The sequence below is a fragment of the Chryseobacterium sp. Leaf404 genome, from assembly GCF_001424145.1.
GTDB lineage: Bacteria > Bacteroidota > Bacteroidia > Flavobacteriales > Weeksellaceae > Chryseobacterium.
In genome coordinates this window covers 627,115-652,943 of record NZ_LMQM01000010.1, presented here as the reverse complement: position 1 = coordinate 652,943, position 25,829 = coordinate 627,115, and the positions used below count along the sequence as shown (strand labels likewise).

The following is a 25,829-nucleotide window of genomic DNA, read 5'->3' as shown; positions in this document are numbered from 1 at the left end:
TAATATTAACAAAATATGAGCAGTCCGATTGAAATTAAAACCAATATTAAAGTCTCCGCAGCTAAAGTCTGGCAGGCACTCACAGATAAAAACGAAATCAAAGCATGGTATTTTGATATTCAGAATTTCCAGCCTTTTGTAGGAACTGTCTTTGATTTTTATGAACCTGAAGATCACAAAAAATACCGTCACAGAAGCGAAGTTTTGGAAGTAATTCCAGAAAAGAAACTTTCATTTACCTGGACGTATCCAGATTTTTCAACTGCGGTAAGTACTGTAACCTGGGAGATTGACGAGCTTGAAAACGGAGAAACATCAGTAAAAGTAATCCATTCCGAAACCGAAAAATTCGGTGATTTAGGCTATAATTTTTCCCGGAAAAGCTTTGCAGAAGGCTGGCGCGGAATATTGAATCACAGCCTGAAACCTTTTCTGGAGAAATAATTTAATATGAATCGAAATGTCAAAATTCAATAATCTCAAACCAATTCTTTGGACAGATCACCTCGCAGAAAGCATATCATTTTACACCGAAATTTTAGGATTTATTTTAAATGAAAAAAATGCTGAGTGGAAATGGGCTTCGTTACAGAAAGACAATGTAGTTCTCATGATCTCGGAGAAAAATGACCATTCTAAATTTAACAACATTGGTTTTTCCGGATCATTTTATTTTAATGTAGATGATGTGGAAGGTTTATGGTTAGATCTAAAGGAAAAAGCTGATGTTTGCTACGAAATAGAAACTTTTGAATGGGGAATGCGTGAGTTTGCAGTCTATGACAACAACGGTTACATACTCCAATTCGGAGAGAATATTACCAAAATTAGCAAAGAGCCATAAATTTTGTTATTTTTGAGGAATTTTTTAAACAGAATATGAAAAATAAAATCATAGCAGGTTTTGCAGCACTCTTGATGATCGTGTCTTGTAAAGATGACGAAAAAGTGATGAACAATCTTGCAGACTATAACAATTCTATGGAGGCGAAAGGTTATCATTTTGGTGATAAACTCAATCTGCCTCAGGATGTTTTAGATATGGCTGAAAGCATCACCATCAGTTTTGGAGATAAAGAAACAGAAAATTTAGTGGTAGATCCCAAATATTTTACACTGGGGGACAACGCGGTGACGTTTAATATCAAAACCAAAAGTGGCGAAATGCTGAATCAGGATGCTACTATTAATGTGTACAGCAAAAGTCCTGAGCAGGTTTTAAAGTATGATGTGGTAGCAGAATATCCTCATAATCCGGCAAATTTTGTACAGGGTTTTCAGCTGGATGGCATTACGATTTACGAAAGTGAAGGGCAGTACGGGTCTTCCAGATTAATTACATATAAAATAGGAGATACGCTTCCAATGAAGGAAAATAAGCAGCCCGCCGACATTTTTTCTGAGGGCAGTACCATTGCAGGAGACAAAATTTACCAGCTGACGTGGCAGAACAAAAAAGGTTTGGTCTACGAAAAAAATACCCTGAAATTACTTTCCGAATTTCCTTATCCGGATATGATGGTGGAAGGATGGGGACTTACTTTTGACGGCAAAAATCTGATCGCTTCAGACGGAACTAAAAATCTGTACTTTCTTAATCCCAATGATCCTTCAAAAATTGTGAGATATATTTCGGTGGCAGGAAACAGTTCGGTTTATGACCAGCTTAATGAACTTGAATATTACAAAGGTTTCATCTACGCCAATGTTTGGCACAAACCAATTATTCTTAAAATCGATCCTAAAACAGGTGAAGTGGTAGGAAAATTTGATTTCGAAAAATTAGCCAAACCTTTCACAGATGCCGACAGCGAAAATGTACTGAATGGCATTGCCTTCAAAGGAGAAAACATGGTGGTGACAGGTAAAAAATGGTCTAAAATATACGAGGTTGCTGTAAAATAGAAAAAATTGAAAGTAATTCTCTGCTTAATAAAATAAAGTATGTAAATTGGCAGCGTTCCTTTTGGAACGCTTTCTTAGTAAAATAGTATTGAGGTTATTTAGTATCATCTTTTTGTTTTTATTCTGTACGGTTTCTGCGCAGAAAAGTCTCCCTTTGGATACTCTTAAACTTAAGGAAGTGAAAGATTTTTTTGCTGACGATTACGGCAATCTCTACATTTACAAAAGCAAAGATTTCAGCCTTACCAAATATGATTCTCTGGGGAAACAGATTGGCCAGATGATGCTTCCCGTTCCTTATAAAATCCAAAGTGTGCAGAATCCTTTAAGTATTCCGCTATTTTCTGAAAATGCACAGGAAATGAAGTTTGTGGATCAAAATCTTAATGACATACAAAAGATAGATTTTAAACAGAAATTCAGTTACATCAAGCATGCATATGCTGAAGATTTACAGCAGATCTGGCTTTTAGATGAAAGCACAAGAAGACTTCTGCAATACAATTTCCGGAATGATACAACCATCAATTCTTACCCATACGACGGTGGTTTTGAAGATATTATCGATCTTCTGGTTTTCGAAAACAAAGTTTATATTCTTACCAAAAATCACTTCAGAATCTTCACTTTAAAATTTGAAAAACTTTTTGAAGCTGAAGTTGTAAATCCCAAACGTTTCCGCAGAGAAAATGAGATGATTTTAATAATCACTCAGAACAGTATTCTGAGATTCAGTCCAGATCAGAAAATAACTACAATATTTGAAGATCCCGATACCCAGATTGTGGAAAAAAACAGTCACGCTTTTTTTGAACTAAAAGGCAACAAACTCTATCTTTACAGCTCCGAATCGCTTCGTCTAATGGAAGCAGAAGCGAAAAAAGCAGAACTGGAAGACGCTATTGAAGAACTTGAAAAAGAAAAATCTGAAAAAGGTGACATTCTGAAAGTTTTGGAGGAAATTGAGAATCTTGGGTACTAAAATCTAAATAAGACACAGACAACTATGCACATTGCGGTTACAGGAAACATCGGAGCTGGAAAAACTACTTTAACGACCATGCTCGCTAAGCATTACGGCTGGGACGCACAGTTTGAAGACGTTGATCACAACCCTTATCTGGAAGATTTCTATGCAGACATGAGCAAATGGAGTTTTGCACTGCAGATTTATTTTCTGGGCAGCCGTTTCAGACAGGTGAAAGAAATCCGTGAGAGTGGGAAAAATATTATTCAGGACCGGACGATCTATGAAGATGCCCATATTTTTGCAGAGAATCTGAATGATATGAAACTCCTTTCTGACAGAGATTACGCTAATTATATATCCGTTTTCAGCTTAATGAAATCTTTTGTTTCTGCGCCTGATATTTTAATTTATCTGAAATCTGACGTTCCGAATCTGGTGAAGAAAATTTACAAGAGAGGCAGAGAATATGAAGCATCCATCAGCATTGAATATCTTTCTAAACTGAATCAGAAATACGAAAAATGGATTTCTGAATACACCGAGGGTAAACTCTTGATTATAGAAGTAGACGATCTTGATTTTGTGGAGAAACCCGAAGACTTTGGCTTTATTCTTGAAAAGATTGAGGCAGAGCTCAATGGCTTGTTTTAATCCCGACATTTCAAACATCAAATCTCAAATTATTATGATACTTAAAGTGCTGCACAATGGAAACTGTTCAAAATCTAAAGCAGTTCTTGAATATCTTGATGAAAATGGCGTCCCCTTCGAAATTATAGATTTGATTGAAGATCCGCTTTCTGCCCTGGAAATTAAAACATTACTTAAAAAACTGAACCACAGCGTTCATGAATTAATCAGAAAAAACGACCGTCTGTACCTTGAAAACTATGCAGGAAAACAGCTTTCTGATGACGAGTGGATCGAAGTTTTAAGACAGAATCCAGCGCTTATTCAAAGACCAATTCTGATCAAAGGCGAAGTTGCTATGCTGGGAAGACCGGTAGAAAATGTAAAATTCTTCATAGAATAGCAATAAAAAAGTCAGCATCCCGCTGACTTTCATTTTAAGTAAAATGTAACTTTATTACTCATTACTCATTACTCATTACCAATTGACTAAAGTAAAATTACTTCTTCAATTTTGCTCACTTCTTTATAAATCTTGATCACCTGATCTGCATCAAGAACAAAAGCATTGATATTGCAGGCTGTATATTTTCCGTTTTTGCTTTCGCGGTTCCCAAGGGTGAATTTTATTCCGTCAAAAACTTTATAAATTTCCGTAAGTTTAGCCTGATCTGTGGGAATGATAAATTTAAACAAATAATCCTCCGGAAAATCGTGATTGTCTTCTAATTTCTGTTTTAAAGATTCGTAAAAATCTTCAGGGCTGGCGTGTTGGTTTCCCTCTATTATATCCATTTTTAAATTCGCTTAATTATTTTTTATTTTCCTAAAGGCCCCAAAAGACTTTTAGAATTTTCAATTTCATAGTCTTCGATGATGTTAAACATTCCGTTCACCAATTGCTCGGAAGCCAGATTACTGAGTCCCCCGGAATTTACGGATGTCTTATTTCCACCTAAAATACTTCCTAAAAGATTACTGCCGGAAAGTGCTGTATTAATGGTTTTTACAATTCCGTATTTATTCAGTTCCTGTTCCACTCTCGGTGCAATCGCCTGGATGAGTTGCGTCTGTGTTTTTTCCTTTAAAATTAAGGTTGCAGTACCTTTTTCGCCCTGGAGAATTCTCGTCACATCCTGCGCACTAAGGGTATTAACGGCATTTTCTAGAATAGGTTTCGAAATATTGACAGTGAAAGCAGCAGCTTCAGCAATGTACTGTTTCTCTTTCTGCACCAGAGATGGGGCAATTTTTTCGAGAGTATTATTAATATCTCTTAATTCTTTTGGAAGCGCTTTATCAATAAGATTGTTCTGCATGAAAGCTTCTTTGTTGCCATAAATGTTGGCGCCTTTATTAACTCCGCCAAGCAAAATCCTTTTAATTACGGAAATCCCTAAATCTGACGTTGCAAGGGTTGTGCAAGACTGTACTGAAGTGGTAATTGCAATTCCCGTCCCGATAAGAAGCGCAACTGCAATGATATATTTTTTCATAACCGATTTTAATTAAAATCAAGTTTCAAATATAGCACCAAAATATGACAGATTAAAAATTTCAATACTTTGAAACAATTATTTTTAAGATTTTTGGTGCATTAAGGTTTCATATTTTTTCGGAAACTAAAATTTTCACCTCTGTATCAATTGATTTTGGGCTTTTTAATGCTTCGAAAAGAAAAAATAATGATAAGGTACAATGTTTAATTGATAATTTTTTTATGTTATATTAACTGAATGTTAACTGAAATTGCAATAATCTTGCTTAATTGTAGACTGATATGTTAAAAAATTAAATTTTTTAAGAAAAATTAACAGAATTGGATTTTTTTGTTATTTTTGGATTAATGTCTTATTTTGAGATAAAAACAAAAGGAACAAACAAGAAAATTGAAACTATATGAAACAAAGTAATTTAAAGTATTCTACCCTCATTGCTGTTCTCTACTTCGGTATGAACGTCAGCGGGCAGACTACCCCTCAGGATACAGTTCAGAAAGAACAAAAGATTGAGGAAGTGGTTATTGTGGGATATGGAACACAGAAAAAAGAAAATGTAACGGGAAGTATTGGTGTCATTTCGGCAAAAGATCTTGCTGACAGACCGAATTCTAATGCATTAAGTTCTGTACAGGGTAAAGCAGCTGGTGTCCAGATTTTCAACTCAGCAACACCAGGTGGCTCGCCAAGAGTTGATATTAGAGGGATCGGATCTATGACTGGAAATACAGTTTACATCGTGGATGGCTCTATAACCACTGATATTTCTTATCTAAATCCTCAGGATATTGAGTCGATGAGTATTCTAAAAGATCCATCAAGTTTAGCTATTTACGGAGCACAAGCTGGTAACGGCGCGGTGATTATTAAAACTAAAACTGGAAAAGGTAAAAAACCAACTTTTAATGTGAATTCTTATTTAGGTATTAAGAGCGTTACTAATGTTCCTAAAATGGTAAATGCTGATCAGTATATTGAATTGTACAATGAAAAATTATACAATGATACTGGCTCTGGGTTGGGATCTATTTCAAGAACAAATTATCCAGCTGACACAAATTGGTTTAAGGAAATCTTGAGACCAAGCAGTATTAATTCCAATGATTTTTCTGCCTCAGGATCTGCGGGAAAGCTTTCATATTATGGTAGTGTTGGTTATCTTCAGGACGAGGGAAACCTGGATGCTAATAAAGGTATAAATTCTGGAAGTAATTTTAAAAGATTCACTTCGAAATTGAATTTAAGCTACAAAATTACAGACAATATAACGATTGGAAACAATTTCACATTTTCGAAGATTCTTACAAACGTTGCAAATAATCCTTTGTTAAATGCATATAATGCACCACCAGTTTATGCACCAATCAATCCTACAACTGGAAATTACCAGTATTTTAGCCTAGTTACTGTAAGTAATCCTCGGGCACAGTTAGATCTTTTCAGATCTCAAAACAGACAACAGAGAATGCTGAATAATGTTTGGGGAGAAGTTAAATTTCTGAAAGATTTTACCTTTAGATCAAGCTTAACTAACGATAATTTGAATTCTAGTTTGTTTGAGTACACTCCTTTACAGACTTATTTACCAACACCTGCAAATTCTACATTAATTACGAGAGATTCTAGAAACAGAGATTATGTCTGGGACAACACGTTAAACTGGAAGAAAAAATTTGGTAGTCATAATCTTGATGTTTTGGCTGGCTTTTCAAGAACTCAAAACTATTATTCACAATCGTACTGGAATGCACGTAATGTGAATTATGATGGTAGTAATGGCTCTCTTCAAATTTCCGGCGGAACAAATATTTTTGGCGTCGATGTCTATAATGCAGAATATAATGTAGTACCGTACATCTCAAGAATTCAATCTTTTTTTGGTAGGCTAAATTACGACTATAAAGGAAAATACCTTTTGAACGCGTCAATCCGTAGAGATGGATCTTCTAATTTTAATATTAGCAGAAACGAAATTTTCCCTTCAGTAAGTGCCGGATGGGTTATTTCTAAAGAAAACTTTATGAGTGATCAAAATGTTTTTGACCTTTTAAAAATAAGAGGTAGCTGGGGAAGAACAGGAAACCCAAATGTACAGTATGGGGCTTATCAGTTGTCTGCTACCGCAGTAAATGCTGGTGCTTACTATGGTACAGTTGGTTCTCCAGCACAAACGATCAGTCAGTTTATTGATACAACTATTGGTTGGGAAATTACTACAGGTAAGGATTTTGGTGTTGAAATGGCTTTTTTAAACAATGCATTAAAATTTGAGGCGGCTTATTTCGATAAAGATACCAAAGATGTGGTGTATGGAATCGTACAAAGCCCTGTTTCAGGCGCGAGTAATAACAACAATTATATTACAAATGCTTTTTCATTTAATAACAGTGGTATAGAATTGTCTGTGAATTATGACAAAAAACTTTCTGAAAAAGTAAGAATTGGTTTTTATGGTAATTTTACATCTCTAAAAAATGAAATTACATCTGTTTTTGGAGGTTCTTATCAAAATGCTGGAGCAAGTCTATTTGGAAATCAGATTGTAAGGCTTGAAGCCGGACAGTCTGTTGGCTCTTATTATGGATATGAAGTTGCTGGTGTGTTCCAGACCGACGCAGAAGCAGCAGCATCTGCACAAGGAGCTTCTGGTGCAAAAGCTGGATGGTTCAAATTTACAGACCAGGATGGAAATGGAATTATCGATGCTAGAGATAAAACATTCCTGGGAAGTCCTGTTCCTAAAGGTACTTATGGTTTTGGATTTAATATGAATGTGTCCAATATTGATTTTGCAATAGATTTTCAAGGAGTATTCGGAAATAAAATTTATAACTACAACAGAGAGCAGAGGTTTGGAAATGAAAGTTGGGATTTAGACTTTTATAACAATAGATGGCAGGGAGCTGGAACATCCAATTCTTATTCTATGGCTACAAACAACCAATCTATAATTTTACCAAGTAGTTTCTACGTAGAAGATGGCAGCTATTTCCGAATTAGAAATATCCAGGTTGGATACACTTTACCAAAAGGCTTTGCAAAATGGCCTAATTTTACTAAGGTGAGAATTTATCTAAGTGCACAAAACCCTTGGACATCATTCAAATATAATGGTTTCTCCCCTGAAATTACGAGTTCAGACAGAGTCAGTATGGGTATTGATAATAATATATATCCCATGTCTGCTATTTACACAATGGGTACAAGTATCACTTTTTAATATAGAAAATCATGAAAAAAATAATTTTATCATTAGCTTTAATAGTAGCTGCAATTAGTTGTAAGGATGACTATTTAGATACCGTACAACCTGGGAAAGTAGATGCAGCTGTTTTCTTTACCACACAGGACGATGCTATGCAAGCAACTAATGCAATATATTCATCACTTAGAAGCTGGGAAAACTCCGCATTTCCTGCTCAATACGTTTTTGGTGTTCCAGCGGATGATGTAGAGAAAGGTTCAAATCCTGGAGATGCATCATTTATAAATGTTTATAATAACTTCAGTTATACTGCAAGTGATGGAGGAGTCGAAGGTTACTGGATTGGTCAATGGCAGTTTGTAAATCGCTGTAATCAAGTGATAACGAATGTTCCTGGCATTAATATGGATGAATCACTTAAAAGTAGATTAATCGCAGAGGCAAAAATGTTGAGAGCATATTTCTATTTTAATTTGGTAAGAATTTATGGTGGTGTCCCTATATTTAACGGACTTCCTTCAGATGGTAACTACAATATTCCGAGAAATTCAATTAGCGAAGTTTACGATTTTATTATTTCTGATCTTAGCGCAGCTGCCGCAGTTTTACCACAAAGCTATGACGCTGCTAATGTGGGTAGAGTTACAAAAGGAGGTGCTTTAGGTTTACTGTCAAAAGTATATTTATATAAAAAGGATTGGCAAAAAGCTTACGAAACTTCAAATCAGGTAATTGCTTTAGGTTATTCTTTAGATCCTAATTTCAATCATTTATTCCGACCGGCAGGTGAATTTGGTTCTGAGTCTGTAATAGAAGTTAACTGTCAATGTTCTTCCCAATTTGGAGGAAGTCAATACGCAGAGGTTCAAGGTGTAAGAAATCAATACGGATGGGGCTTTTTCACGCCTTCAGCAGCTCTGGAATCTGCATTTGAATCAGGAGATATCCGTAAAGAACTTACTATCCTTAGAGAGGGAGAAATTACACCAGAAGGTGACCTTATTAAAAAAGGTGATCCTCAGGCTGGTAATACATGGAATCAGAAAGCATATGTTCCTACTTCGGTTAATGACGCAAGCTGTGGTTATGGTTCTATTCAGAATATCAGAATTTTAAGATTTGCAGAAATTCTTCTGATAAATGCCGAAGCTGCTAACGAATTAGGAAATACTGCAATGGCAGTCACCAATCTGAATAAGGTTAGAAATAGGGCTGGTTTAGTAAATACCACAGCTTCAGCTCAAGGTACTTTAAGAACTGCAATTTGGCAGGAGAGAAGAGTAGAGCTTGCGATGGAAGGAGATAGGTTTGTAGATCTTGTTAGAACAGGTCAGGCGGCAACTGTACTGGCGTCTTATGGTTATAAAGCAAACAAAAATGAAGTGTTTCCAATTCCTTTGAATTCAATAAATCAAAGTAATGGAGTTTTATCACAGAACCCTGGTTACTAAAAGTCATTAAACATAAAAAATAACCAAAGTTTAACTTTGGTTATTTTTTTAACCAATTTTAATTTTTTAAATTGAAATTTATATGAAATTAAGTATAATATCAATTTTGTCAGTTTCAGCTTTACTTTTCAGTTGCACAACGGCTTCAAATTCCTCTAAAAATACTTCCCAAAACAAAACCGTTTCAGGAAATATTTCAGACGAACAGCTGATGGATAAAGTTCAGAGAGATGCTTTGAAATACTTCTGGGATTACGCCGAACCAAACTCAAAACTTGGAAGAGAGCGTTACCATGAAGACAATATTTATCCTGATAATGACAAACATGTTATCACAACTGGTGGTTCAGGATTTGGTCTGGCAACCATTCTTGTCGGTGTAGAAAGAGGTTTTATTCCCAGAAAAGAGGCAGTAAAAAGGCTCACCACGATGATGGATTTTCTCGCAACAGCAGACCGCCACAAAGGTGCATGGTCACACTGGATTAACGGAGAAACCGGAAAAACCGTCCCTTTCGGAAAGAAAGACAACGGCGGAGATTTGGTGGAGACAGCGTTCTTGACGACAGGTATCATTCAGGTTCGAGAATATTTCAAAAACGGAAATACCAAAGAAAAAGCCTTAGCCAAAAAGTGCGACGAACTCTGGAAAGGAATTCAGTGGAACTGGTACACCAAAGGCGGCGAAAAAGTCCTGTACTGGCACTGGTCAGCGGAATATCAGTGGGAAATGAATTTTCCGCTTCAGGGTTACAACGAATGTTTGATAACTTACATTCTAGCGGCTTCATCTCCAACTTATTCTATCGATGCTGAAACCTATTACAAAGGCTGGACGAGAAACGGAACCTACCTTTCAGACAAAGAAAAATATGGACTTCCAATGTTCGTAAAGCACAACGGAGCCGAAGAATATGGCGGTCCACTTTTTTGGGCGCATTATTCCTACATTGGTCTTGACCCGATGAATCTTTCGGATAAACTCATTAAAAATTATTTCGATTTAAATAAAAATCAGGTTTTAATCGATTACAACTACTGCGTAGAAAACCCAAAACAATGGAAAGGCTACGGCGAAAATTACTGGGGTCTCACGGCAGGATATTCAAGAAATAACGACGGTGGAGTAGGTTATGATGCTCATTTTCCACAAAACGAACACGGTGTCATTACGCCAACCGCGGCCTTAAGCAGTTTTCCGTACACGCCAAAAGAATCTATGAACTTTCTGAAATTTATTTATACCCAAAAGCCAGAATTCATAGGTTCTGCAGGACCTTATGATGCCACTTCAATCCATTATAACAATTGGACGACGCCACGATATTTAGCCATCGATCAGGGAACAATTGCCCCAATGATAGAAAACCACCGTACCGGATTTTTATGGAAATTATTTATGAATGCCCCCGAAATCCAGCAGGGATTAAAAAAATTAAGCTTCAAATCAGAAAAATACAACATCAAATAAACGTCAATTATGCGAAATGCTAACAGCCAGAAGCCATCAGCCGATTGCCTTTTAGGAGCTTAATCCTGCTGTCCACTGTATCTTTTTTTGTGGCAGTCTCCACTTTGTTCCGTCTGCCACAAAAAAAGGATGCCGTTCCCATCAGGGCTAGTGATAACTGACCGCCAAAAGTATATAGCAGGCATCCTGGTAAAGTTTTAAACCTTTACAGGTTTACAAATTTGAAGTATAAACCCGAAGGGTTCAATTTGAATAGCCGTCGGTGAAACCGATGGTAAAAACAAAAGGTCAAATTCAGAACCCTGAAAGGGTTCAATTTAAATAACCGAACGTGCAACCGAACGCAAAAAAAATCAAACGGCTTTAGCCAAAACCTAAAGAATTATGAATTTAAAACTGAAACATTTACCTCTATTATTTCTCCCGTTTTCTATCAGCTTAAACGCTCAGGAAGTCAAGACGACTTTTAATAAAGAAGTAAAACGAACAGAAAAAATATCGTACATTCTCGACTATCCCCAAAATACAAAAGGAAAAGTACCGTTGGTAGTTTTTCTGCATGGTTCCGGCGAAAGAGGAAATGATTTGGAAAAAGTAAAAGCTCACAGTCCTTTTACTTATAAAAATTTAATCAAAGAACCAGTTGCTATTTTGGCACCGCAATGTTCGGAAAATACTTGGTGGGATACCGTGACGGTGTATCATTTAATCAAGGAAATTCAGGCAAAATATAAAATTGATGACTCCAGAATTTACCTAACCGGTCTATCAATGGGTGGTTGGGGAACCTTAAAATTAGCGATGGAACATCCCGAAATGTTTGCAGCAGTTGTTTCCGTTTGTGCACCGACAGACAGAGTAATGTATGCGAATATTCATCAGTACAAAAATCTCAATATGAAGATCTTCCACGGCGGAATGGATGATGTAGTTCTACCGGAAAATGCTTTTAATTTTTACCAAAAACTTCATCCCATCAACCCCTCCGCAGAACTGACGATTTTCCCGAATGATAATCACAACTCTTGGGATTCCACCTATTCAAATCCTGCTTTGTACGAATGGATGTTGAGTAAAAGAAAAGAGAAATAATTTAAAAGAAAGTTTCTGATTAATGTAATTTAAACTTGTCTTTGTTAAGTGAAATGCCTTTGCGAAAAGTAGGCAGGACGATTTAGATCAAAATCGTAGCGAACATTGCGTTGAGAAATTAAAATTAAAACAAAAAGAAAAATATAATTTAAGAAGATAGATACATGAAAAAGTTAATTGTAATTGCAACATTAGCCCTTGCGCCGATGTTTTCAGCACAGGAAATGGTCACAAAGCCCGTTCAGTCTTACCAGACTGCACAATATCAGTCAAAGAAAAAAGCCTTTGTTGATGCACTATTGGCTAAAATGACCTTAGACGAAAAAATAGGGCAGCTGAATTTACCGAGTTCAGGAGATTTTACCACAGGTCTTGCGAAAAGTTCAGACATCGGAAAAAAAGTAGAGCAGGGATTAGTCGGAGGACTTTTCAATATAAAAGGAGCTGAGAAAATCAAAGCCGTACAGAAAGTAGCAGTAGAAAACAGCCGCCTGAAAATTCCTTTGATTTTCGGAATGGATGTTATCCATGGTTACGAAACTACATTCCCGATTCCATTGGGATTGGCAGCTTCGTGGGATATGAATTTAGTTCAGCAGTCTGCAAAAGTTGCCGCAAGAGAAGCCGCATCAGACGGAATCAACTGGACCTTTTCTCCAATGGTGGATATTTCACGCGAACCGAGATGGGGAAGGGTTTCTGAAGGTTCTGGGGAAGATCCGTATTTAGGAAGTGAAATTTCTAAAAACATGGTGTATGGTTATCAGGGTAAAGATTTAGCAAATGGAACTAATATTTTAGCCTGTGTAAAACATTTTGCACTGTACGGAGCCGGTGAAGCGGGTAGAGATTACAACACGGTTGACATGAGCCACGTGAGAATGTTCAACGAATATTTCCCACCATACAAAGCTGCTGTAGATGCGGGTGTAGCTTCGGTGATGGCTTCATTTAATGAAGTTGACGGCGTTCCTGCAACAGGAAACCGATGGTTGCAGACTGAAGTGTTGAGAAACCAATGGAAATTCAAAGGTTTTGTTGTTACAGATTACACGGGAATCAACGAAATGGTAGATCACGGAATGGGAGACCTTAAGCAAGTTTCAGCTTTAGCCTTAAAAGCTGGAGTTGATATGGACATGGTTGGAGAAGGCTTTTTAACTACATTAAAAAAATCTCTGTCGGAAGGAAAAGTGACTCAGGCCGAAATCGATATGGCTGCTAAAAGAATTCTGGAAGCGAAATACGATTTAGGTTTATTCGACAATCCTTACAAACACGGAGATGTAAAACTTGCGGCAAAAGAGGTTTATAACATGGAAAACCGCAACATTGCAAGAAGTGCAGCAGCTCAGTCGATGGTTTTGATGAAAAACGAAAATCAGGTTTTACCATTGAAAAAATCCGGAACGGTTGCAGTAATCGGTCCGTTGGTTAACAATTCAATGAATATGCCCGGAACCTGGAGCGTAGCTTCAAAACATGCCAACGCAATCAATTTAATGCAGGGTCTTCAGGCAAATTATGGGAAAGAAGTGAAATTCCTTTCTGCAAAAGGAGCGAACATCGATTACGATGCTAAATTAGAAGATATTTATGCAGCTCACGGTAAAAAAACCGACAGAGACAACCGTTCAAAAGAAGCTTTATTAAAAGAAGCTGTTGATATTGCGAACCAGGCAGACGTTATCGTTTTGGCCATCGGAGAATCTGCAGAAATGAGCGGAGAATCGTCATCAAGAACTGAAATTACCATTCCGCAGTCTCAGGTCGATTTGTTGAATGAATTGAAAAAAACCGGAAAACCAATCGCCATGGTACTTTTCACGGGTCGTCCTTTAGCTTTAACGAATGTGAAAGATGCTCCAGATGCTATTTTAAATGCATGGTTTGCAGGTTCAGAAGCCGGAAATGCGATTTCTGATGTTCTTTTCGGAAAAGTAAATCCTTCAGGTAAACTTCCGATGACGTTCCCAAGAAGTCTTGGACAGGTTCCAATTTATTATAATGCCAAAAATACAGGCCGTCCTTTAGATCAGAAACTGGTTGAAAAATGTCAGTTTGAGCGTTTCCGTTCGAATTATATGGATGAGTGTAATACGCCGCTATATCCGTTTGGATATGGTTTGAGTTATACAAAATTTAATTATTCTGATGTAACTGTTTCCAATGCAAATCCAAAAGGAAATCAAACGGTTGAGGCTTCGGTTACAGTAACCAATTCCGGAAATTATGATGGAGCAGAAGTGGTACAGTTATACATCAGAGATTTAGTAGGAACTATCACAAGACCTGTAAAGGAGTTGAAAGGTTTCCAAAAAGTGATGCTGAAAAAAGGAGAATCTAAAAAAGTAACTTTTGACATCACACCTGAAAATCTTAAATTCTACAACGGAGATTTAAAATATGATTGGGAAGCCGGAGAATTTGATATCATGATTGGTACCAATTCTGAAGAAGTGAAACACTCAAAAATCAACTGGACGAAGTAAGTGAAAAAAACCATTCGAAAGAATGGTTTTTTTTATGGGTTATAGGTGTTGGGAATACAACAACGCCATTTCTAAGAGCTTTGGGATAAGTTTTTTTTAAGGGTTTTTATGGCCTCAAAGTCGGAGACTTTGCGAAGCGGAAAAATTGGAAAATTAAAAGGTTGTGCAACTGTTACCTATGTTATCAGAAGTTGTTATTTTTTTAATTTATTAACGATGTTTTTAATTTCTTCCACTGTGAACATTCCTGATATTTGTAATTTTCCATCAGGAATTTCAGATGATATTACAGGCATTTTTATAATTTTTTTATCAACAATTATTGCCATTCCTTTATTTATATTTTTAGCAGTAATTTCTTTTAATTTTTTTGCAGAAGTAACCTTAAATTTAATGTCAATAATTAAATTTCCTAAGTCATCATAACTAGATTTGATTTCTTCAATATCATTTGGAGTAAAAGATGGTTTTTCCTCTAATTCTAATTTCCTTTCTTCTTTGTTAATTCTATTCTCTGTCACCAAGTAAAATCCGTCTGGTTTGTCAAATTTTGTATCGAAAAATTTTGTCAAATATGATCCTTGGTTATTTTGTTTCTCTTGATTTTCTTCTTGAATTTGATTTATCTCCTCAAATATATCAATGAAGTTATCTTTTATTTTATTTTCAACATCATTTTGACTTTTAGAATATTTTTTTCCTGTTTCAGAATTGAAAAATTTGTATAATTCCTCAATTTCTTTTTGAGAAAAAATTTTGGAGTAAGCATTTGAGAGTCTTTTTATGATTTCATTGTCACTTAACTTATTCTCAAGAACTTCAATTCTATTATCATTTTTGTCAACAAAATTTTTCAAATTTTTGAGGTGATAATCAAAAAGAGCACTTTTCATTGAGCCAAAATAACCTAATTCCTTAATCAAAGATTCAGTCTTTTGCTCTTTTGTTTGTCCAAACAAATTAATTGAAAATAATAATAAACTTATGTATAGTACTGCTTTCATACAATTGAAGATAAAATTTGGCTTCACGCATTACGTCAATCCAAACTATAATTTGTTAAAAATAAAAAAAAATAATTCAAATCTATTAGAAAATGTAGACGAAAAAATCTACTCCAAAAGAAACAGATTTCATATCATTAAAAATTTATTTTATAAAGCTTTCACTCACCAATTCCGCTTCAAAAACATTCTCAAAATGCTTTCTGATTCTGGCTTTGATGTCGTCCATATCTTCAGGAGTCAGGTCTCTTTCAAGCTCTCTTTTTAGGGAAGTAACCTGCTTGTCTTTGATGCCACAGGGGATGATGTATTCGAAATAACGCATATCGGTGTTGATGTTGAGGGCAAAACCATGAAGTGTAACCCATCTTGAGGCTTTCACGCCCATTGCACAGATTTTTCTGGCGTAAGGTTTTCCGACATCCAGCCAAACTCCGGTTTCTCCCGGTGAACGTTCACCTTTTATGCCAAATTCAGCCATTGTTCTGATAATCACCTCTTCAAGATTTCGCATGTATAAATGAATATCGGTGAAGAAATTTTCAAGATCTAAAATCGGGTAGCCAACAATTTGTCCGAAACCGTGATAGGTAATGTCTCCGCCGCGGTTTACTTTTACAAAAGTGGCGTCGATTTCTTTTAGTTTATCAATTCCGGCGAGCATATTGTCTTCATGTCCGCTTTTTCCGAGGGTGTAAACATGGGGATGTTCTACCAAAAGAAAATGATTGGGCGTTGTAATATGATTTTCAGGAGCTAAATCGCGGTTTTTGATTTTGATGTCAATAATATCTTTCATCAGTTTTTCCTGATAATCCCATGCGGGCTGATATTCTCTGATGCCTAAATCTTCAAATTCTACGACCTTATTTTGATGTGTATTCATGCTTTACTTTGATGAAACAAATTTACTAATTTTTACGCTTTTATAGAATGGATGAAATCTATGGCTTTTGTCTTCCAATCTCTATTTTGTAAAAGGACGTTCACAAAGGCAGTTCCGATGATTCCGCCGTCTGCTTTTTCGGTTACGTTTTCAAAATCTTCTTTCGATTTAATTCCGAAACCAATCATCACCGGATTTTTTAACGGGAGCGATGCCAGCCTTGACAGGTAATCTTCATTTTTTAAAATTACCTGGTCATTTCCGGTGGTGGAAGACGAACTTACCGCATACAGAAATCCTGAACTTAAAGAATCGAGATATAAAATTCTTTCATCGGAAGTTTCCGGAGTGACGAGAAATGTGAAATTCAAATTGAACTGTTTTAAAATATTCTGATAATTTAATTCAAATTCTATCGCCGGCAAATCCGGAATAATCAATCCTGAAATACCACTTTCTGAACATTCTCTACAGAAGCTTTCAAATCCAAAACTTAAAACAGGATTGATGTAACCCATTAAAATAATCGGAATTCTGATTTCGTTTTTAATAGATTTTAGTTGTGAAAATAGTTTTTCAATCGTCATTCCGTTTTTTAAAGCCAGTTCGTGAGCCTGAGAAATAACCGGTCCATCTGCAACGGGATCAGAATATGGCATTCCTATTTCCATCATGTCCGCTCCCGAATCCTGTACGAGTCTGATGATTTCTGTGGTGTCTTCAAGCTGGGGAATTCCTGCTGTGAAGTAGATGTTGAGTTTGGGTTGGGTTTTATTGTGATTCATTGTTGATTTTTTATTGGGTTGGGTGATGGATGATGGGTGTTATGTTGGTCACTGATGGATTTTTTTATTTTTTTTTGTTCAATATAGCTGATTAGGATTGAATCGAATACTTTGTTAAATCATCCGTTTGAATTTTTGAAGGAAATTTGTTTTACAGCAAAATCAAACATCCATCTTCCCGCTTCCCTCATCCAGCATTTTCAAATACGTTTCCATATCCTTATCGCCACGCCCGCTCAAACAAATGACAACAATGTCGTCTTCCTTAAATTTCTTTTTATCTAAAACCGCCAAAGCATGTGCACTTTCCAAAGCTGGAATAATCCCTTCCATTTTTGTTAAATCAAATGCAGATTGCAATGCTTCATTATCATTAATACTGAAAAATTCAGCACGTTTTTCCTGAAACAAATGTGCATGAAAAGGCCCTATTCCGGGATAATCCAAACCTGCAGAAATGGAGTGGGGCTCGATAACCTGACCGTCGTTAGTCTGCATGACCAGGCTTTTACTCCCATGCAAAACGCCTAAAGTTCCCAGAAAAGTAGTCGCAGCGGATTTTCCGGACTGTACACCAAAACCACCTGCTTCTGCAGCAATGATTTTCACATTTTCTTCTTCCACAAAATGATAGAATGTTCCTGCAGCATTACTTCCTCCGCCCACACAGGCAATTACATAATCGGGATTTTCACTCTCAGTCTGCTCGATAAGCTGTTCTTTAATTTCCTTTGAAATAATACTCTGAAATCTCGCCACCAGATCTGGAAACGGATGTGGCCCCACAACACTTCCAATCACATAATGAGTAGTCACAGGATTGTTGATCCAGTCTTTAAGTGCTTCATTAACTGCGTCTTTCAGGGTTTTTGAACCAGAAGTTGCGGGAACGACTTTTGCTCCCAGCATTTTCATTCGTCCAACATTCGGAGCCTGTCTGGCGATGTCGATTTCGCCCATGTAAACGATGCATTCCAGACCTAATAGCGCGCAGGCTGTTGCAGTTGCAACGCCATGTTGTCCGGCTCCTGTTTCGGCGATGATTCTGGTTTTTCCCAAACGTTTTGCCAGCAAAACCTGCCCCAAAGCATTGTTTATTTTATGCGCTCCGGTGTGATTGAGGTCTTCTCTTTTGAGATAAATATTTGTGCTGTATTTTTCACTTAAATTTTTCGCAAAATAGAGTGGAGTAGCACGTCCAACATAATTTTTTAATAGATCTTGGTATTCATTTTGAAATTCTTCAGATTCGATTATCTTCAAATAATTTTTCTGAAGCTCTTCCACATTCGGGTAGAGCATTTCGGGGATGAAAGCTCCTCCAAATTCGCCGTAATATCCGTTTTGGTCAGGATTTTTATAATTTTGCATATAATTTTTTTATTTTTTCTAAATCTTTAATTCCCGCCTCAGTTTCAAATTTTGAATTGATGTCGAGGACAAATGGTTTTTGAATTAGATTTTTAATCTCATCAACATTTTCCAGTGAAATTCCGCCGCTCAGGAAATAGGGAAGAGGAATTTTGATTTCGTTTAAAATATTCCAGTCGAAGGTTTTTCCGGTTCCTCCGAAGGCTTTTGAGTCGGTATCGAACAGGAGATTTGAAATTTGAGGTTTAGCTTCGCTCAGTTCGGCTTTGCCTCGTGTGAGGTTTGAGATTTTTTGTATTTCGTTTTCTACTTCAGATTTACAAGCTCCCATTCGGATTACTTTTATAATTTTTACATTTTCGTTTAGCCTCTGCCTCAACCTGATAACATATTCCTCATTTTCATCGCCGTGGAGCTGGATGAAATTTAAATTTGCCTTTTCTGAAATTTCAACAATTTTTCCAACAGTTTCATTCACAAAAACGCCTATTTTCCCCTGATGATCTATTGTTGAAATTTGATCTAAACTCAAATGATTCAAAACAAATCTTGGTGATTTATCATAGAAAATAAAACCTAAAAAATCAACTTTCAAGGTCATCAGTTCACTGATTTGATTGAGCTGAGTCAAACCACAGACTTTAACCTGCGGTCGGCGACTGGCTTCTTGCTTTTGGCTTTTCATTATTGGTAAATTGTTAAACTGTTATATTGTTAAACTGTTAATTAACAACATTAGAAATAAAATCCCCGAATTTTTTTCCGGGGTTTTCATTTTTCATAAAATATTCGCCCATTAAAAATCCGTCAAAGCCTTTTTCTTTGAGGAATTTAAAATCTTCTTCACTGGAAATACCGCTTTCGGCGACAGATAAAGTGTTTTCAGGAAGCATGTTTTTGAGGTGAACAGAATGCTGCAGATCAACTTTAAAATCTTTTAAATTTCTGTTGTTGATACCCACCAAATCCACGTTTTTGTTAATATGCTGAAGTTCGTCTTCGGTGTGAATTTCCAGTAAAACTTCTAATTCTAAACTGTGTGCCAATTCAGTAAATTCTGAAACCTGACTGGGCGAAAGGCATGCTGCAATGAGCAAAATAACATCAGCACCGATTGATTTAGCTTCATAAAACTGATATTCATCAATCATAAAATCTTTTCTCAAAATCGGAATGTTGATTTGGTTTCTTACATTTAAAATATCGTCAAAACTTCCACCGAAAAATTCTTTATCCGTTAAAACTGAAACAGCGCTCGCTCCGAATTTTTCGTAAGCCGAAACTACCTCGAGTGGAGAAACTTTGTCGTTAATAATTCCTTTTGAGGGTGATTTTCTTTTAAATTCGGCAATAATTCCGGATCTTGATTGTAATGATTCTTTCAGCGATAAAGCTTTCCTGTTGAAAAATTCTGAATCTTTCAACTGGTGAACTGAAACCTCAGATTTCGACTCTGATATTTCCCTTTTTTTTGTGGCAATAATTTTATCTAAAATGTTCATGTTAAGATTTTAATCGTTTATTGGTAAGTTCAGTTCAAGAGTTTCGTCACTGTAATAAATCTTTACACTGTTTTCAAGAAATTCATTCTTTTTAAAATGAAACGTTGAAAATGCTTTGAAAGGAAATTTTATAATTGCAAAAGTGTTGGTATTGATTAAAAAGCTATTTCCTTCCGCAGGAATAAAAATGAATTTTGAATCTGCTGATTCAAATTGGAAATCATCCAAATTAAAGTTTAATCTATTCCAACCATTTTCAAAATATTGAGATGTATAATCTTTACTTTGAATATATAATTCTGCAATATGAAGTGAGCGCCCATTATTAGGCTCATCGTAACCAACAATTTTTAATTCTATCTTGCCGTTCTTTGATTGATAAAGTGTTTTCATTTTAGCATTCAATCAATTGATTCAAACTGTGTAACGCTTTGCCGCCAAACAAACTTTCTCTCACCAAATTTAAACAGTTCTCATAATTTTCAAATTTATTAGTGTGATATAATGCAACAGCCGCATTTGACAAAACCACTGCATTTTGTGATTCTGTACCTTTTCCTTCCAAAATATTTCTGAAAATATGTGCCGTTTCTTCGGGCGTATTTCCGGCTTTGATATTTTCTGCTTCCACAGTTTTAAATCCTAAATCTTCAGGCGAATAGATGTTTTCTCCGCTTTTTGTAATGATTTTGCTGTCTTGCGTCAAACTGATTTCGTCGTAACCATCCATCCCATGAACCAAAACAAAGTCTATCTCTTCTTTTTGCAACAGATATTGATAAATTCTTGCTATTTCAAGATTATAAACGCCAATCACAGAAAATTGAGGTTTAGCGGGATTCACAAGCGGCCCGAGGAGATTGAAAAATGTTCTAAGACCTAAAGATTTTCTCAATTCCACCACAGATTTCAATGCAGGATGAAAATAAGGAGCGTGCAGAAAACAGATGTTTGCTTTATCTAAATCTTCATTGAGTTCCTCAGAAGTTTTTTTAAACTGATAACCCAAAGCTTCCATCACATTAGACGATCCCGTGATTGTGGAAGCTCCGTAATTGCCGTGTTTTGCCACTTTTTGTCCGGTTCCTGCCACTACGAAACTTGCTAACGTTGATATGTTGATGGTATTTTTTCCATCACCGCCCGTTCCTACAATGTCTATCGTGTCGCGGGTGCTTAAATTTACAGGAAGAGCCATTTGCAGTAAAGCCTCTCTGAAACCTTTCAGTTCATCTAAAGTGATATTCCGCATCAGAAAAATACTGATGAAGGCTGTGACTTCAGTTGCGTTGAATTTATTTTGGGCAATTTCAATCATAATCGCTTTTGCTTCCGATTTTGATAAGGTGTGATGATTGAAAAGATATTGTAGTATTTCCTTCATAATTGTAATTGTTGTTAGTATTGGGTTCTTGGTTTTTATAGTTCGTTTTTTCTATTAACTTCACTCCAAAACCTGTTAACCCAATAAAAAATTCCTGATAATCATCTCACCATCAGGCGTCAAAATACTTTCAGGGTGATATTGAACGCCGTGAACGTCATAAGTTTTGTGCTTCAAACTCATAATCATTCCTTTGCTGTCGGTACTCGTAATTTCCAATTCTTCGGGGAAATTTTCCGGGTTTACTGCCCAACTGTGATATCTGCCGACTTCCAAAGTGTTTGGTAAATCTTTGAAAAGTTTATGTTCGCTGGTTTGAATCGCTTCTGTGGCAACGCCATGATAAATTTCACTGAGATTGATTAAATTTCCGCCAAAAGCTTCAGCAATTGCCTGCTGCCCGAGGCAAACTCCAAGAATACTTTTTGTAGGAGCATATCTTTTAATTAAATCCAATAAGATTCCTGCCTCTTCGGGAATTCCGGGACCTGGAGAAAGGATAATTTTATCATATTTGTTGATTTCTTCAAGCGAAATTTGGTCGTTTCTGAAAACGTCAACTTTTTGATTTAAAACTCTTTCTATTATTTGAACTAAATTGTAAGTGAAACTGTCGTAGTTATCAAAGACGAGAGTCTTAGAATGATGATTTATGTTTTTTGAATTCATTTCGTGTATTGTTTTGTTAATATGATCTCTGATAATATCAAATTTTCAAACATCTAATTTCAAATTTTTAAAGTTTTTCCGCTCTTTCCACCGCTCTTTTCAAAGCATTCAACTTATTATTAACTTCTTCCAATTCGTTTTTGGGAACTGATTTTGCTACCAAACCTGCTCCTGCCTGATAAAATAAAGTGTTGTTTTTACTCAGAAAAGTACGGATCATAATCGCCTGATTGCATTCGCCGTTCAAACCAACCATTCCGATGCAGCCGCCATAATATCCGCGGGAATCTTTTTCGTATTCGTTGATTAACTGTAGTGCTTTATGTTTTGGTGCTCCGCTCAAAGTTCCCTGTGGAAAGGTCGTAGCAACCATTTCAAAAGGATTGGTCATCTCCTCTAAATCTGCTGTCACCTCACTTACCATATGAATAACGTGCGAAAATAGATGAATTTCTTTCAGTTTCGTAACGGTTATATTTTTACCTAATTTTCCTAAATCATTTCTTGCCAAATCAACCAACATGGTGTGCTCGGCATTTTCTTTAGGATCGTTTTTCAGTGATTCAATCGACTGTAAATCCGTTTCCAGATCACCTGTTCTTTTAAAAGTTCCTGCAATGGGATGTATAATTGCTTTGTTGTCTTTGATAATTAACTGACTTTCAGGGCTTGATCCGAAAAGTTTGTAATTTCCATAATCAAAATAGAAAAGATAAGGTGATGGATTAATATTTCGCAAAGCACGATAAACATTGAATTCGTCTCCCTGGAATTTCTGCTCAAATCTTCTGCTCAAAACCAACTGAAAAACGTCGCCGCGCATACAGTGTTTCTGAGCTTTATTTACCAGTTCTAAATATTCTTCATCTGTGATATTGGAAGTTTCTTCAGCCATTTTTTCAAATGGATAAACGACAGCATTTTTATTTTTTATTAAATCTTCCAGCATTCTGAATTCAGATTTTACACCGTAAATCTGGTTTTCAATCAAATGCATCTCATCGTTAAAATGATTAATGGCGATCACGTACTGATACAGTCTGTAACGCAGAATCGGGATTTCAACTTCTCTGCTTTGAGGTTTGAATTTTACATCTTCAAAAAACTGCACCGCTTCAAAGCTGGTGTATCCAAAAAGAGATTGTGCCGTTTCTTCAATTTTATCATGCGTTTTTTCACACTGAAAACTTTTAGAAAAATCATTCAGCAGTTCAGGAATATTTTTGTTTTCTAAAGACTTCTTCACAGGACTTTTATTGGGGAATTTTACCTCAAATTCATCCAGGTTTTTAATTTCAATTCCGGCAATTGCGTTGATAGCGATGAATGAAAAATTGTGGTCAATATTTTTAGAATCCGAACTTTCCAGAAGAATCGTATCCCTGAATTTATCTCTGATTTGAAGATAAATATTCATCGGGGTATGCAAGTCGCCCAGTATTTTTCTGGATTTTGTTTTAATTTTTATAATAGAATCAGACATTCTTTTTATTTTTTTGAGATTTAGACATAAAAAAAGACTTCAACGCAAATCGTCAAAGTCTCTGTATATTTTTCTATAAATTCCGGCTGTAGATTAACAAAAGGACAATAGCTTCAGACCCGACGAAGAGTTTGAATGCCACCACCAATTTCTGTTAACTGAATTAATCATGTGACAAATGTAGAATTTTTTTCAATATCTGCAGCAAAAAAAACTTAAAAGCTGAGATTTATCTTCAATTTCTGCAAAATCAGTCTAAACAGGATTTAAAATCGTCTTAAATCTACAGTTTGAAATTTTATTTTTATATTTTTGTGACCGAAAATAATAAACCATAAAACAGGTAATCGTTTTCACTGAAAAATTTGAAAATTAAATAGAAAAATATGAAAAAACTAATTGCAATCGCATTTATCGGAGGTTTAGTATTGGCAAGCTGCTCAAAAAAGGCAGACCATTCTTTACAGGACAGCAACACGATGCTTGAAGAACCTGAAGTGCAGACTATACAGGCAGATTCTACTAAAAAAGATTCTACACCGGCTCCCGCAGCAATGGCTGCACCTGTAAAAACAGACTCTACAGCAGCAGCTAAGTAATGAAAAAACTATTGGTAACAGGATTGGTGAGCTTACTTGCCATTTCCTGTTCTAAAAAAGAGACCATACAACCACAGGCTGCCGACTCATCAGATGTGGCAACTCCCGTTGTGGCAGAAGCTTCGGGGCAGACGATGATTGAAACATCTGACTGTATGTCTTGTCACAGCATTAATGAAAGAATGATCGGCCCTTCATACAGAGAAATCGCCGCAAAATATTCTGAAAAGGATATTGAGCAGTTGGCATCAAAAATTATTGTAGGCGGAAGCGGTGTGTGGGGAAGTGTTCCGATGCAGCCTCATCCGCAGTTTTCGAAAGAAGATGCCAAAAAAATGGTGGAATATATTCTGAAACAGAAAAAATAATTCATGACCACCGAAAAATCAGGACTGCACACAAGAAATCTTCACAGAAATTCTTATAATTTCGACGAACTGGTCTCCTGTGTGCCGGAACTGAAACATTACGTTTTTAAAAATTCTTACGGTAATTTAACCATCAATTTCAGTATTCCGAAAGCAGTAAAATTTCTTAACAAGGCTTTGTTAGAGCATTTTTACAACGTTAAAAACTGGGATATTCCGGAAGGAAATCTTTGTCCGCCCATTCCCGGACGTGCCGATTACATTCATTACATCGCCGATTTGCTGGCAGGAAATTTAAAAGAAATTCCGTCAGGGTTATCTGTTAGAGGTCTCGACATTGGAACCGGAGCCAATCTGGTCTATCCGCTGATTGCCCATAAATCTTATGGTTGGGAAATGCTGGGAACCGATATCGATCAGAAGTCTTTAGACAATGCCCAAAAGATTTTAGCTGAAAATACTGATTTTTCCGAAAATATTCAGTTAAAATTACAGCAGGATTCTCAGTTTATCTTTAAAAATATTCTTAATTCTCAGGATAAATTCACGTTTACCATGTGCAATCCGCCATTCCATAATTCGATGGATTCTGCGATGAAAGGTAATATTCGCAAAACAAAAAATCTTCATAAATCCAAGGTTCAAAAGCCCAATCTCAATTTCAGCGGACAGCAGGCTGAATTGTGGTGCGAAGGTGGCGAAATAGCTTTTGTCTCAAAAATGATTGAAGAAAGTGTTTTGTATTCGTCTCAAATTCTGTGGTTTACGTCTTTGGTTTCCAAAAAAGAAAATTTATTTAAATTAAATTCACTTTTAAAGAAAGTAGACGCTCTCGAAGTGAAAATAATCGACATGGCGCAAGGTCAAAAATTGAGCCGTATTCTAGCGTGGACTTTTGTTCCTAAAAACAGGAGGAATAGTTTTTAAAAGTGATTTTTTTATTGCAGCTTTTGACTACGTCGAATAGCAATTTACTATTTTTTTTTGGCAGCTATTTCCGCCTTCCGTTCCCGCTTTTTTGCTCGTCGTTCCTCCTCACAAAAAGAGCTCCACTCAATTCGGG

At 36.2% G+C, this 25,829-nt stretch carries 26 protein-coding genes; 14 read left to right on the top strand and 12 right to left on the bottom strand.

What is annotated here, in order from left to right; translation table 11 throughout:
* Positions 1–15: 15 nt before the first annotated feature.
* From ASG31_RS08765 to ASG31_RS08740, 6 genes are all read left to right on the top strand, one after another.
* Positions 16–444 carry an SRPBCC domain-containing protein gene (locus tag ASG31_RS08765; RefSeq protein ID WP_056030755.1) on the top strand — a complete coding sequence of 143 codons (429 nt, stop codon included), beginning with the start codon at positions 16–18 and terminating at the stop codon, positions 442–444.
* Between the two features lie 16 nt (positions 445–460).
* Entirely contained in the window at positions 461–844 is a 384-nt protein-coding gene (locus tag ASG31_RS08760) for a VOC family protein (protein ID WP_056030752.1), read from the top strand.
* A 35-nt stretch (positions 845–879) separates the two neighbouring features.
* A complete protein-coding gene (locus tag ASG31_RS08755) occupies positions 880–1,905 on the top strand; it encodes a glutaminyl-peptide cyclotransferase (protein ID WP_056030749.1) in 1,026 nt (341 codons plus the stop codon).
* A gap of 154 nt (positions 1,906–2,059) precedes the next feature.
* Entirely contained in the window at positions 2,060–2,887 is an 828-nt protein-coding gene (locus ASG31_RS08750) for a hypothetical protein (protein ID WP_231433727.1), read from the top strand.
* 24 nt (positions 2,888–2,911) lie between these two features.
* The gene (locus ASG31_RS08745; protein WP_056030744.1) at positions 2,912–3,526 is read left to right on the top strand and encodes a deoxynucleoside kinase; all 615 of its coding nucleotides are present in this window, start codon (positions 2,912–2,914) and stop codon (positions 3,524–3,526) included.
* Between the two features lie 34 nt (positions 3,527–3,560).
* A complete protein-coding gene (locus ASG31_RS08740; protein ID WP_056031410.1) occupies positions 3,561–3,908 on the top strand; it encodes an ArsC/Spx/MgsR family protein in 348 nt (115 codons plus the stop codon).
* Between the two features lie 86 nt (positions 3,909–3,994).
* Here ASG31_RS08740 and ASG31_RS08735 read toward each other — a convergent pair whose 3' ends face one another.
* Together ASG31_RS08735 and ASG31_RS08730 are read right to left on the bottom strand one after the other, a co-directional pair.
* On the bottom strand, positions 3,995–4,300 hold the full coding sequence (locus ASG31_RS08735; RefSeq protein ID WP_056030741.1) for a DUF493 family protein: 306 nt from the start codon (positions 4,298–4,300) through the stop codon (positions 3,995–3,997).
* 23 nt (positions 4,301–4,323) lie between these two features.
* Entirely contained in the window at positions 4,324–5,001 is a 678-nt protein-coding gene (locus tag ASG31_RS08730; protein ID WP_056030738.1) for a DUF4197 family protein, read from the bottom strand.
* A gap of 403 nt (positions 5,002–5,404) precedes the next feature.
* Here ASG31_RS08730 and ASG31_RS08725 point away from each other — a divergent pair, with 403 nt between their 5' ends.
* From ASG31_RS08725 to bglX, 5 genes are all read left to right on the top strand, one after another.
* Complete coding sequence (locus ASG31_RS08725) at positions 5,405–8,224, top strand: SusC/RagA family TonB-linked outer membrane protein (RefSeq protein ID WP_082504516.1); 2,820 nt, start codon at positions 5,405–5,407, stop codon at positions 8,222–8,224.
* 11 nt (positions 8,225–8,235) lie between these two features.
* On the top strand, positions 8,236–9,660 hold the full coding sequence (locus ASG31_RS08720; RefSeq protein WP_056030733.1) for a RagB/SusD family nutrient uptake outer membrane protein: 1,425 nt from the start codon (positions 8,236–8,238) through the stop codon (positions 9,658–9,660).
* An 82-nt stretch (positions 9,661–9,742) separates the two neighbouring features.
* A complete protein-coding gene (locus ASG31_RS08715) occupies positions 9,743–11,131 on the top strand; it encodes a glucoamylase family protein (protein ID WP_056030732.1) in 1,389 nt (462 codons plus the stop codon).
* 384 nt (positions 11,132–11,515) lie between these two features.
* On the top strand, positions 11,516–12,223 hold the full coding sequence (locus tag ASG31_RS08710) for a prolyl oligopeptidase family serine peptidase (RefSeq protein ID WP_056030729.1): 708 nt from the start codon (positions 11,516–11,518) through the stop codon (positions 12,221–12,223).
* Positions 12,224–12,387: 164 nt separating this feature from the next.
* Positions 12,388–14,715, top strand: a complete 2,328-nt coding sequence (gene bglX, locus ASG31_RS08705) for a beta-glucosidase BglX (RefSeq protein ID WP_056030726.1) — start codon at positions 12,388–12,390, stop codon at positions 14,713–14,715.
* Positions 14,716–14,909: 194 nt separating this feature from the next.
* Here the strand turns inward: bglX and ASG31_RS08700 are convergent, their stop codons facing one another.
* The 10 genes from ASG31_RS08700 to ASG31_RS08655 all read right to left on the bottom strand — a co-directional run bounded on the left by ASG31_RS08700 (position 14,910) and on the right by ASG31_RS08655 (position 23,799).
* Positions 14,910–15,719, bottom strand: coding sequence for a DUF2059 domain-containing protein (locus tag ASG31_RS08700; protein ID WP_082504515.1), 810 nt, complete (start codon positions 15,717–15,719; stop codon positions 14,910–14,912).
* Between the two features lie 145 nt (positions 15,720–15,864).
* Positions 15,865–16,605 carry a lipoyl(octanoyl) transferase LipB gene (gene lipB / locus ASG31_RS08695; RefSeq protein WP_056030720.1) on the bottom strand — a complete coding sequence of 247 codons (741 nt, stop codon included), beginning with the start codon at positions 16,603–16,605 and terminating at the stop codon, positions 15,865–15,867.
* A 32-nt stretch (positions 16,606–16,637) separates the two neighbouring features.
* Positions 16,638–17,390, bottom strand: a complete 753-nt coding sequence (gene trpA, locus ASG31_RS08690) for a tryptophan synthase subunit alpha (protein ID WP_056030718.1) — start codon at positions 17,388–17,390, stop codon at positions 16,638–16,640.
* Between the two features lie 162 nt (positions 17,391–17,552).
* Positions 17,553–18,761, bottom strand: a complete 1,209-nt coding sequence (trpB, locus tag ASG31_RS08685; protein ID WP_056030716.1) for a tryptophan synthase subunit beta — start codon at positions 18,759–18,761, stop codon at positions 17,553–17,555.
* On the bottom strand, positions 18,748–19,446 hold the full coding sequence (locus ASG31_RS08680) for a phosphoribosylanthranilate isomerase (protein ID WP_056030713.1): 699 nt from the start codon (positions 19,444–19,446) through the stop codon (positions 18,748–18,750). Before ASG31_RS08680 ends, trpB begins: the two co-directional genes overlap by 14 nt.
* Positions 19,447–19,483: 37 nt before the next feature.
* The gene (trpC, locus tag ASG31_RS08675; protein WP_056030710.1) at positions 19,484–20,263 is read right to left on the bottom strand and encodes an indole-3-glycerol phosphate synthase TrpC; all 780 of its coding nucleotides are present in this window, start codon (positions 20,261–20,263) and stop codon (positions 19,484–19,486) included.
* Positions 20,264–20,272: 9 nt separating this feature from the next.
* Positions 20,273–20,656, bottom strand: coding sequence for a hypothetical protein (locus ASG31_RS08670; RefSeq protein ID WP_056030707.1), 384 nt, complete (start codon positions 20,654–20,656; stop codon positions 20,273–20,275).
* A gap of 1 nt (position 20,657) precedes the next feature.
* Entirely contained in the window at positions 20,658–21,647 is a 990-nt protein-coding gene (gene trpD, locus ASG31_RS08665; protein ID WP_056030703.1) for an anthranilate phosphoribosyltransferase, read from the bottom strand.
* Positions 21,648–21,722: 75 nt separating this feature from the next.
* Complete coding sequence (locus ASG31_RS08660) at positions 21,723–22,316, bottom strand: anthranilate synthase component II (RefSeq protein ID WP_056030701.1); 594 nt, start codon at positions 22,314–22,316, stop codon at positions 21,723–21,725.
* A gap of 67 nt (positions 22,317–22,383) precedes the next feature.
* Complete coding sequence (locus ASG31_RS08655; RefSeq protein ID WP_185113202.1) at positions 22,384–23,799, bottom strand: anthranilate synthase component I family protein; 1,416 nt, start codon at positions 23,797–23,799, stop codon at positions 22,384–22,386.
* 386 nt (positions 23,800–24,185) lie between these two features.
* Between ASG31_RS08655 and ASG31_RS08650 the strand changes: the two genes are divergently transcribed.
* From ASG31_RS08650 to rlmF, 3 genes are read left to right on the top strand one after another with little or no spacing between them, the layout of a single operon-like run.
* Positions 24,186–24,398: a hypothetical protein gene (locus tag ASG31_RS08650; RefSeq protein WP_056030697.1), complete on the top strand. Its 213-nt coding sequence runs from the start codon at positions 24,186–24,188 to the stop codon at positions 24,396–24,398.
* On the top strand, positions 24,398–24,766 hold the full coding sequence (locus ASG31_RS18350) for a c-type cytochrome (RefSeq protein WP_056030694.1): 369 nt from the start codon (positions 24,398–24,400) through the stop codon (positions 24,764–24,766). Before ASG31_RS08650 ends, ASG31_RS18350 begins: the two co-directional genes overlap by 1 nt.
* 3 nt (positions 24,767–24,769) lie before the next feature.
* Complete coding sequence (gene rlmF, locus ASG31_RS08640) at positions 24,770–25,693, top strand: 23S rRNA (adenine(1618)-N(6))-methyltransferase RlmF (RefSeq protein ID WP_056030691.1); 924 nt, start codon at positions 24,770–24,772, stop codon at positions 25,691–25,693.
* Positions 25,694–25,829 lie beyond the last annotated feature (136 nt).

Coding starts and splice junctions, on each gene's coding strand:
- ASG31_RS08765 (WP_056030755.1), top strand. CDS start 16: ATGAGCAGTCCGATTGAAATTAAAACCAATATTAAAGTCTCCGCAGCT.
- ASG31_RS08760 (WP_056030752.1), top strand. CDS start 461: ATGTCAAAATTCAATAATCTCAAACCAATTCTTTGGACAGATCACCTC.
- ASG31_RS08755 (WP_056030749.1), top strand. CDS start 880: ATGAAAAATAAAATCATAGCAGGTTTTGCAGCACTCTTGATGATCGTG.
- ASG31_RS08745 (WP_056030744.1), top strand. CDS start 2,912: ATGCACATTGCGGTTACAGGAAACATCGGAGCTGGAAAAACTACTTTA.
- ASG31_RS08740 (WP_056031410.1), top strand. CDS start 3,561: ATGATACTTAAAGTGCTGCACAATGGAAACTGTTCAAAATCTAAAGCA.
- ASG31_RS08735 (WP_056030741.1), bottom strand. CDS start 4,300: ATGGATATAATAGAGGGAAACCAACACGCCAGCCCTGAAGATTTTTAC.
- ASG31_RS08730 (WP_056030738.1), bottom strand. CDS start 5,001: ATGAAAAAATATATCATTGCAGTTGCGCTTCTTATCGGGACGGGAATT.
- ASG31_RS08725 (WP_082504516.1), top strand. CDS start 5,405: ATGAAACAAAGTAATTTAAAGTATTCTACCCTCATTGCTGTTCTCTAC.
- ASG31_RS08720 (WP_056030733.1), top strand. CDS start 8,236: ATGAAAAAAATAATTTTATCATTAGCTTTAATAGTAGCTGCAATTAGT.
- ASG31_RS08715 (WP_056030732.1), top strand. CDS start 9,743: ATGAAATTAAGTATAATATCAATTTTGTCAGTTTCAGCTTTACTTTTC.
- ASG31_RS08710 (WP_056030729.1), top strand. CDS start 11,516: ATGAATTTAAAACTGAAACATTTACCTCTATTATTTCTCCCGTTTTCT.
- bglX (WP_056030726.1), top strand. CDS start 12,388: ATGAAAAAGTTAATTGTAATTGCAACATTAGCCCTTGCGCCGATGTTT.
- ASG31_RS08700 (WP_082504515.1), bottom strand. CDS start 15,719: ATGAAAGCAGTACTATACATAAGTTTATTATTATTTTCAATTAATTTG.
- lipB (WP_056030720.1), bottom strand. CDS start 16,605: ATGAATACACATCAAAATAAGGTCGTAGAATTTGAAGATTTAGGCATC.
- trpA (WP_056030718.1), bottom strand. CDS start 17,390: ATGAATCACAATAAAACCCAACCCAAACTCAACATCTACTTCACAGCA.
- trpB (WP_056030716.1), bottom strand. CDS start 18,761: ATGCAAAATTATAAAAATCCTGACCAAAACGGATATTACGGCGAATTT.
- ASG31_RS08680 (WP_056030713.1), bottom strand. CDS start 19,446: ATGAAAAGCCAAAAGCAAGAAGCCAGTCGCCGACCGCAGGTTAAAGTC.
- trpC (WP_056030710.1), bottom strand. CDS start 20,263: ATGAACATTTTAGATAAAATTATTGCCACAAAAAAAAGGGAAATATCA.
- ASG31_RS08670 (WP_056030707.1), bottom strand. CDS start 20,656: ATGAAAACACTTTATCAATCAAAGAACGGCAAGATAGAATTAAAAATT.
- trpD (WP_056030703.1), bottom strand. CDS start 21,647: ATGAAGGAAATACTACAATATCTTTTCAATCATCACACCTTATCAAAA.
- ASG31_RS08660 (WP_056030701.1), bottom strand. CDS start 22,316: ATGAATTCAAAAAACATAAATCATCATTCTAAGACTCTCGTCTTTGAT.
- ASG31_RS08655 (WP_185113202.1), bottom strand. CDS start 23,799: ATGTCTGATTCTATTATAAAAATTAAAACAAAATCCAGAAAAATACTG.
- ASG31_RS08650 (WP_056030697.1), top strand. CDS start 24,186: ATGAAAAAACTAATTGCAATCGCATTTATCGGAGGTTTAGTATTGGCA.
- ASG31_RS18350 (WP_056030694.1), top strand. CDS start 24,398: ATGAAAAAACTATTGGTAACAGGATTGGTGAGCTTACTTGCCATTTCC.
- rlmF (WP_056030691.1), top strand. CDS start 24,770: ATGACCACCGAAAAATCAGGACTGCACACAAGAAATCTTCACAGAAAT.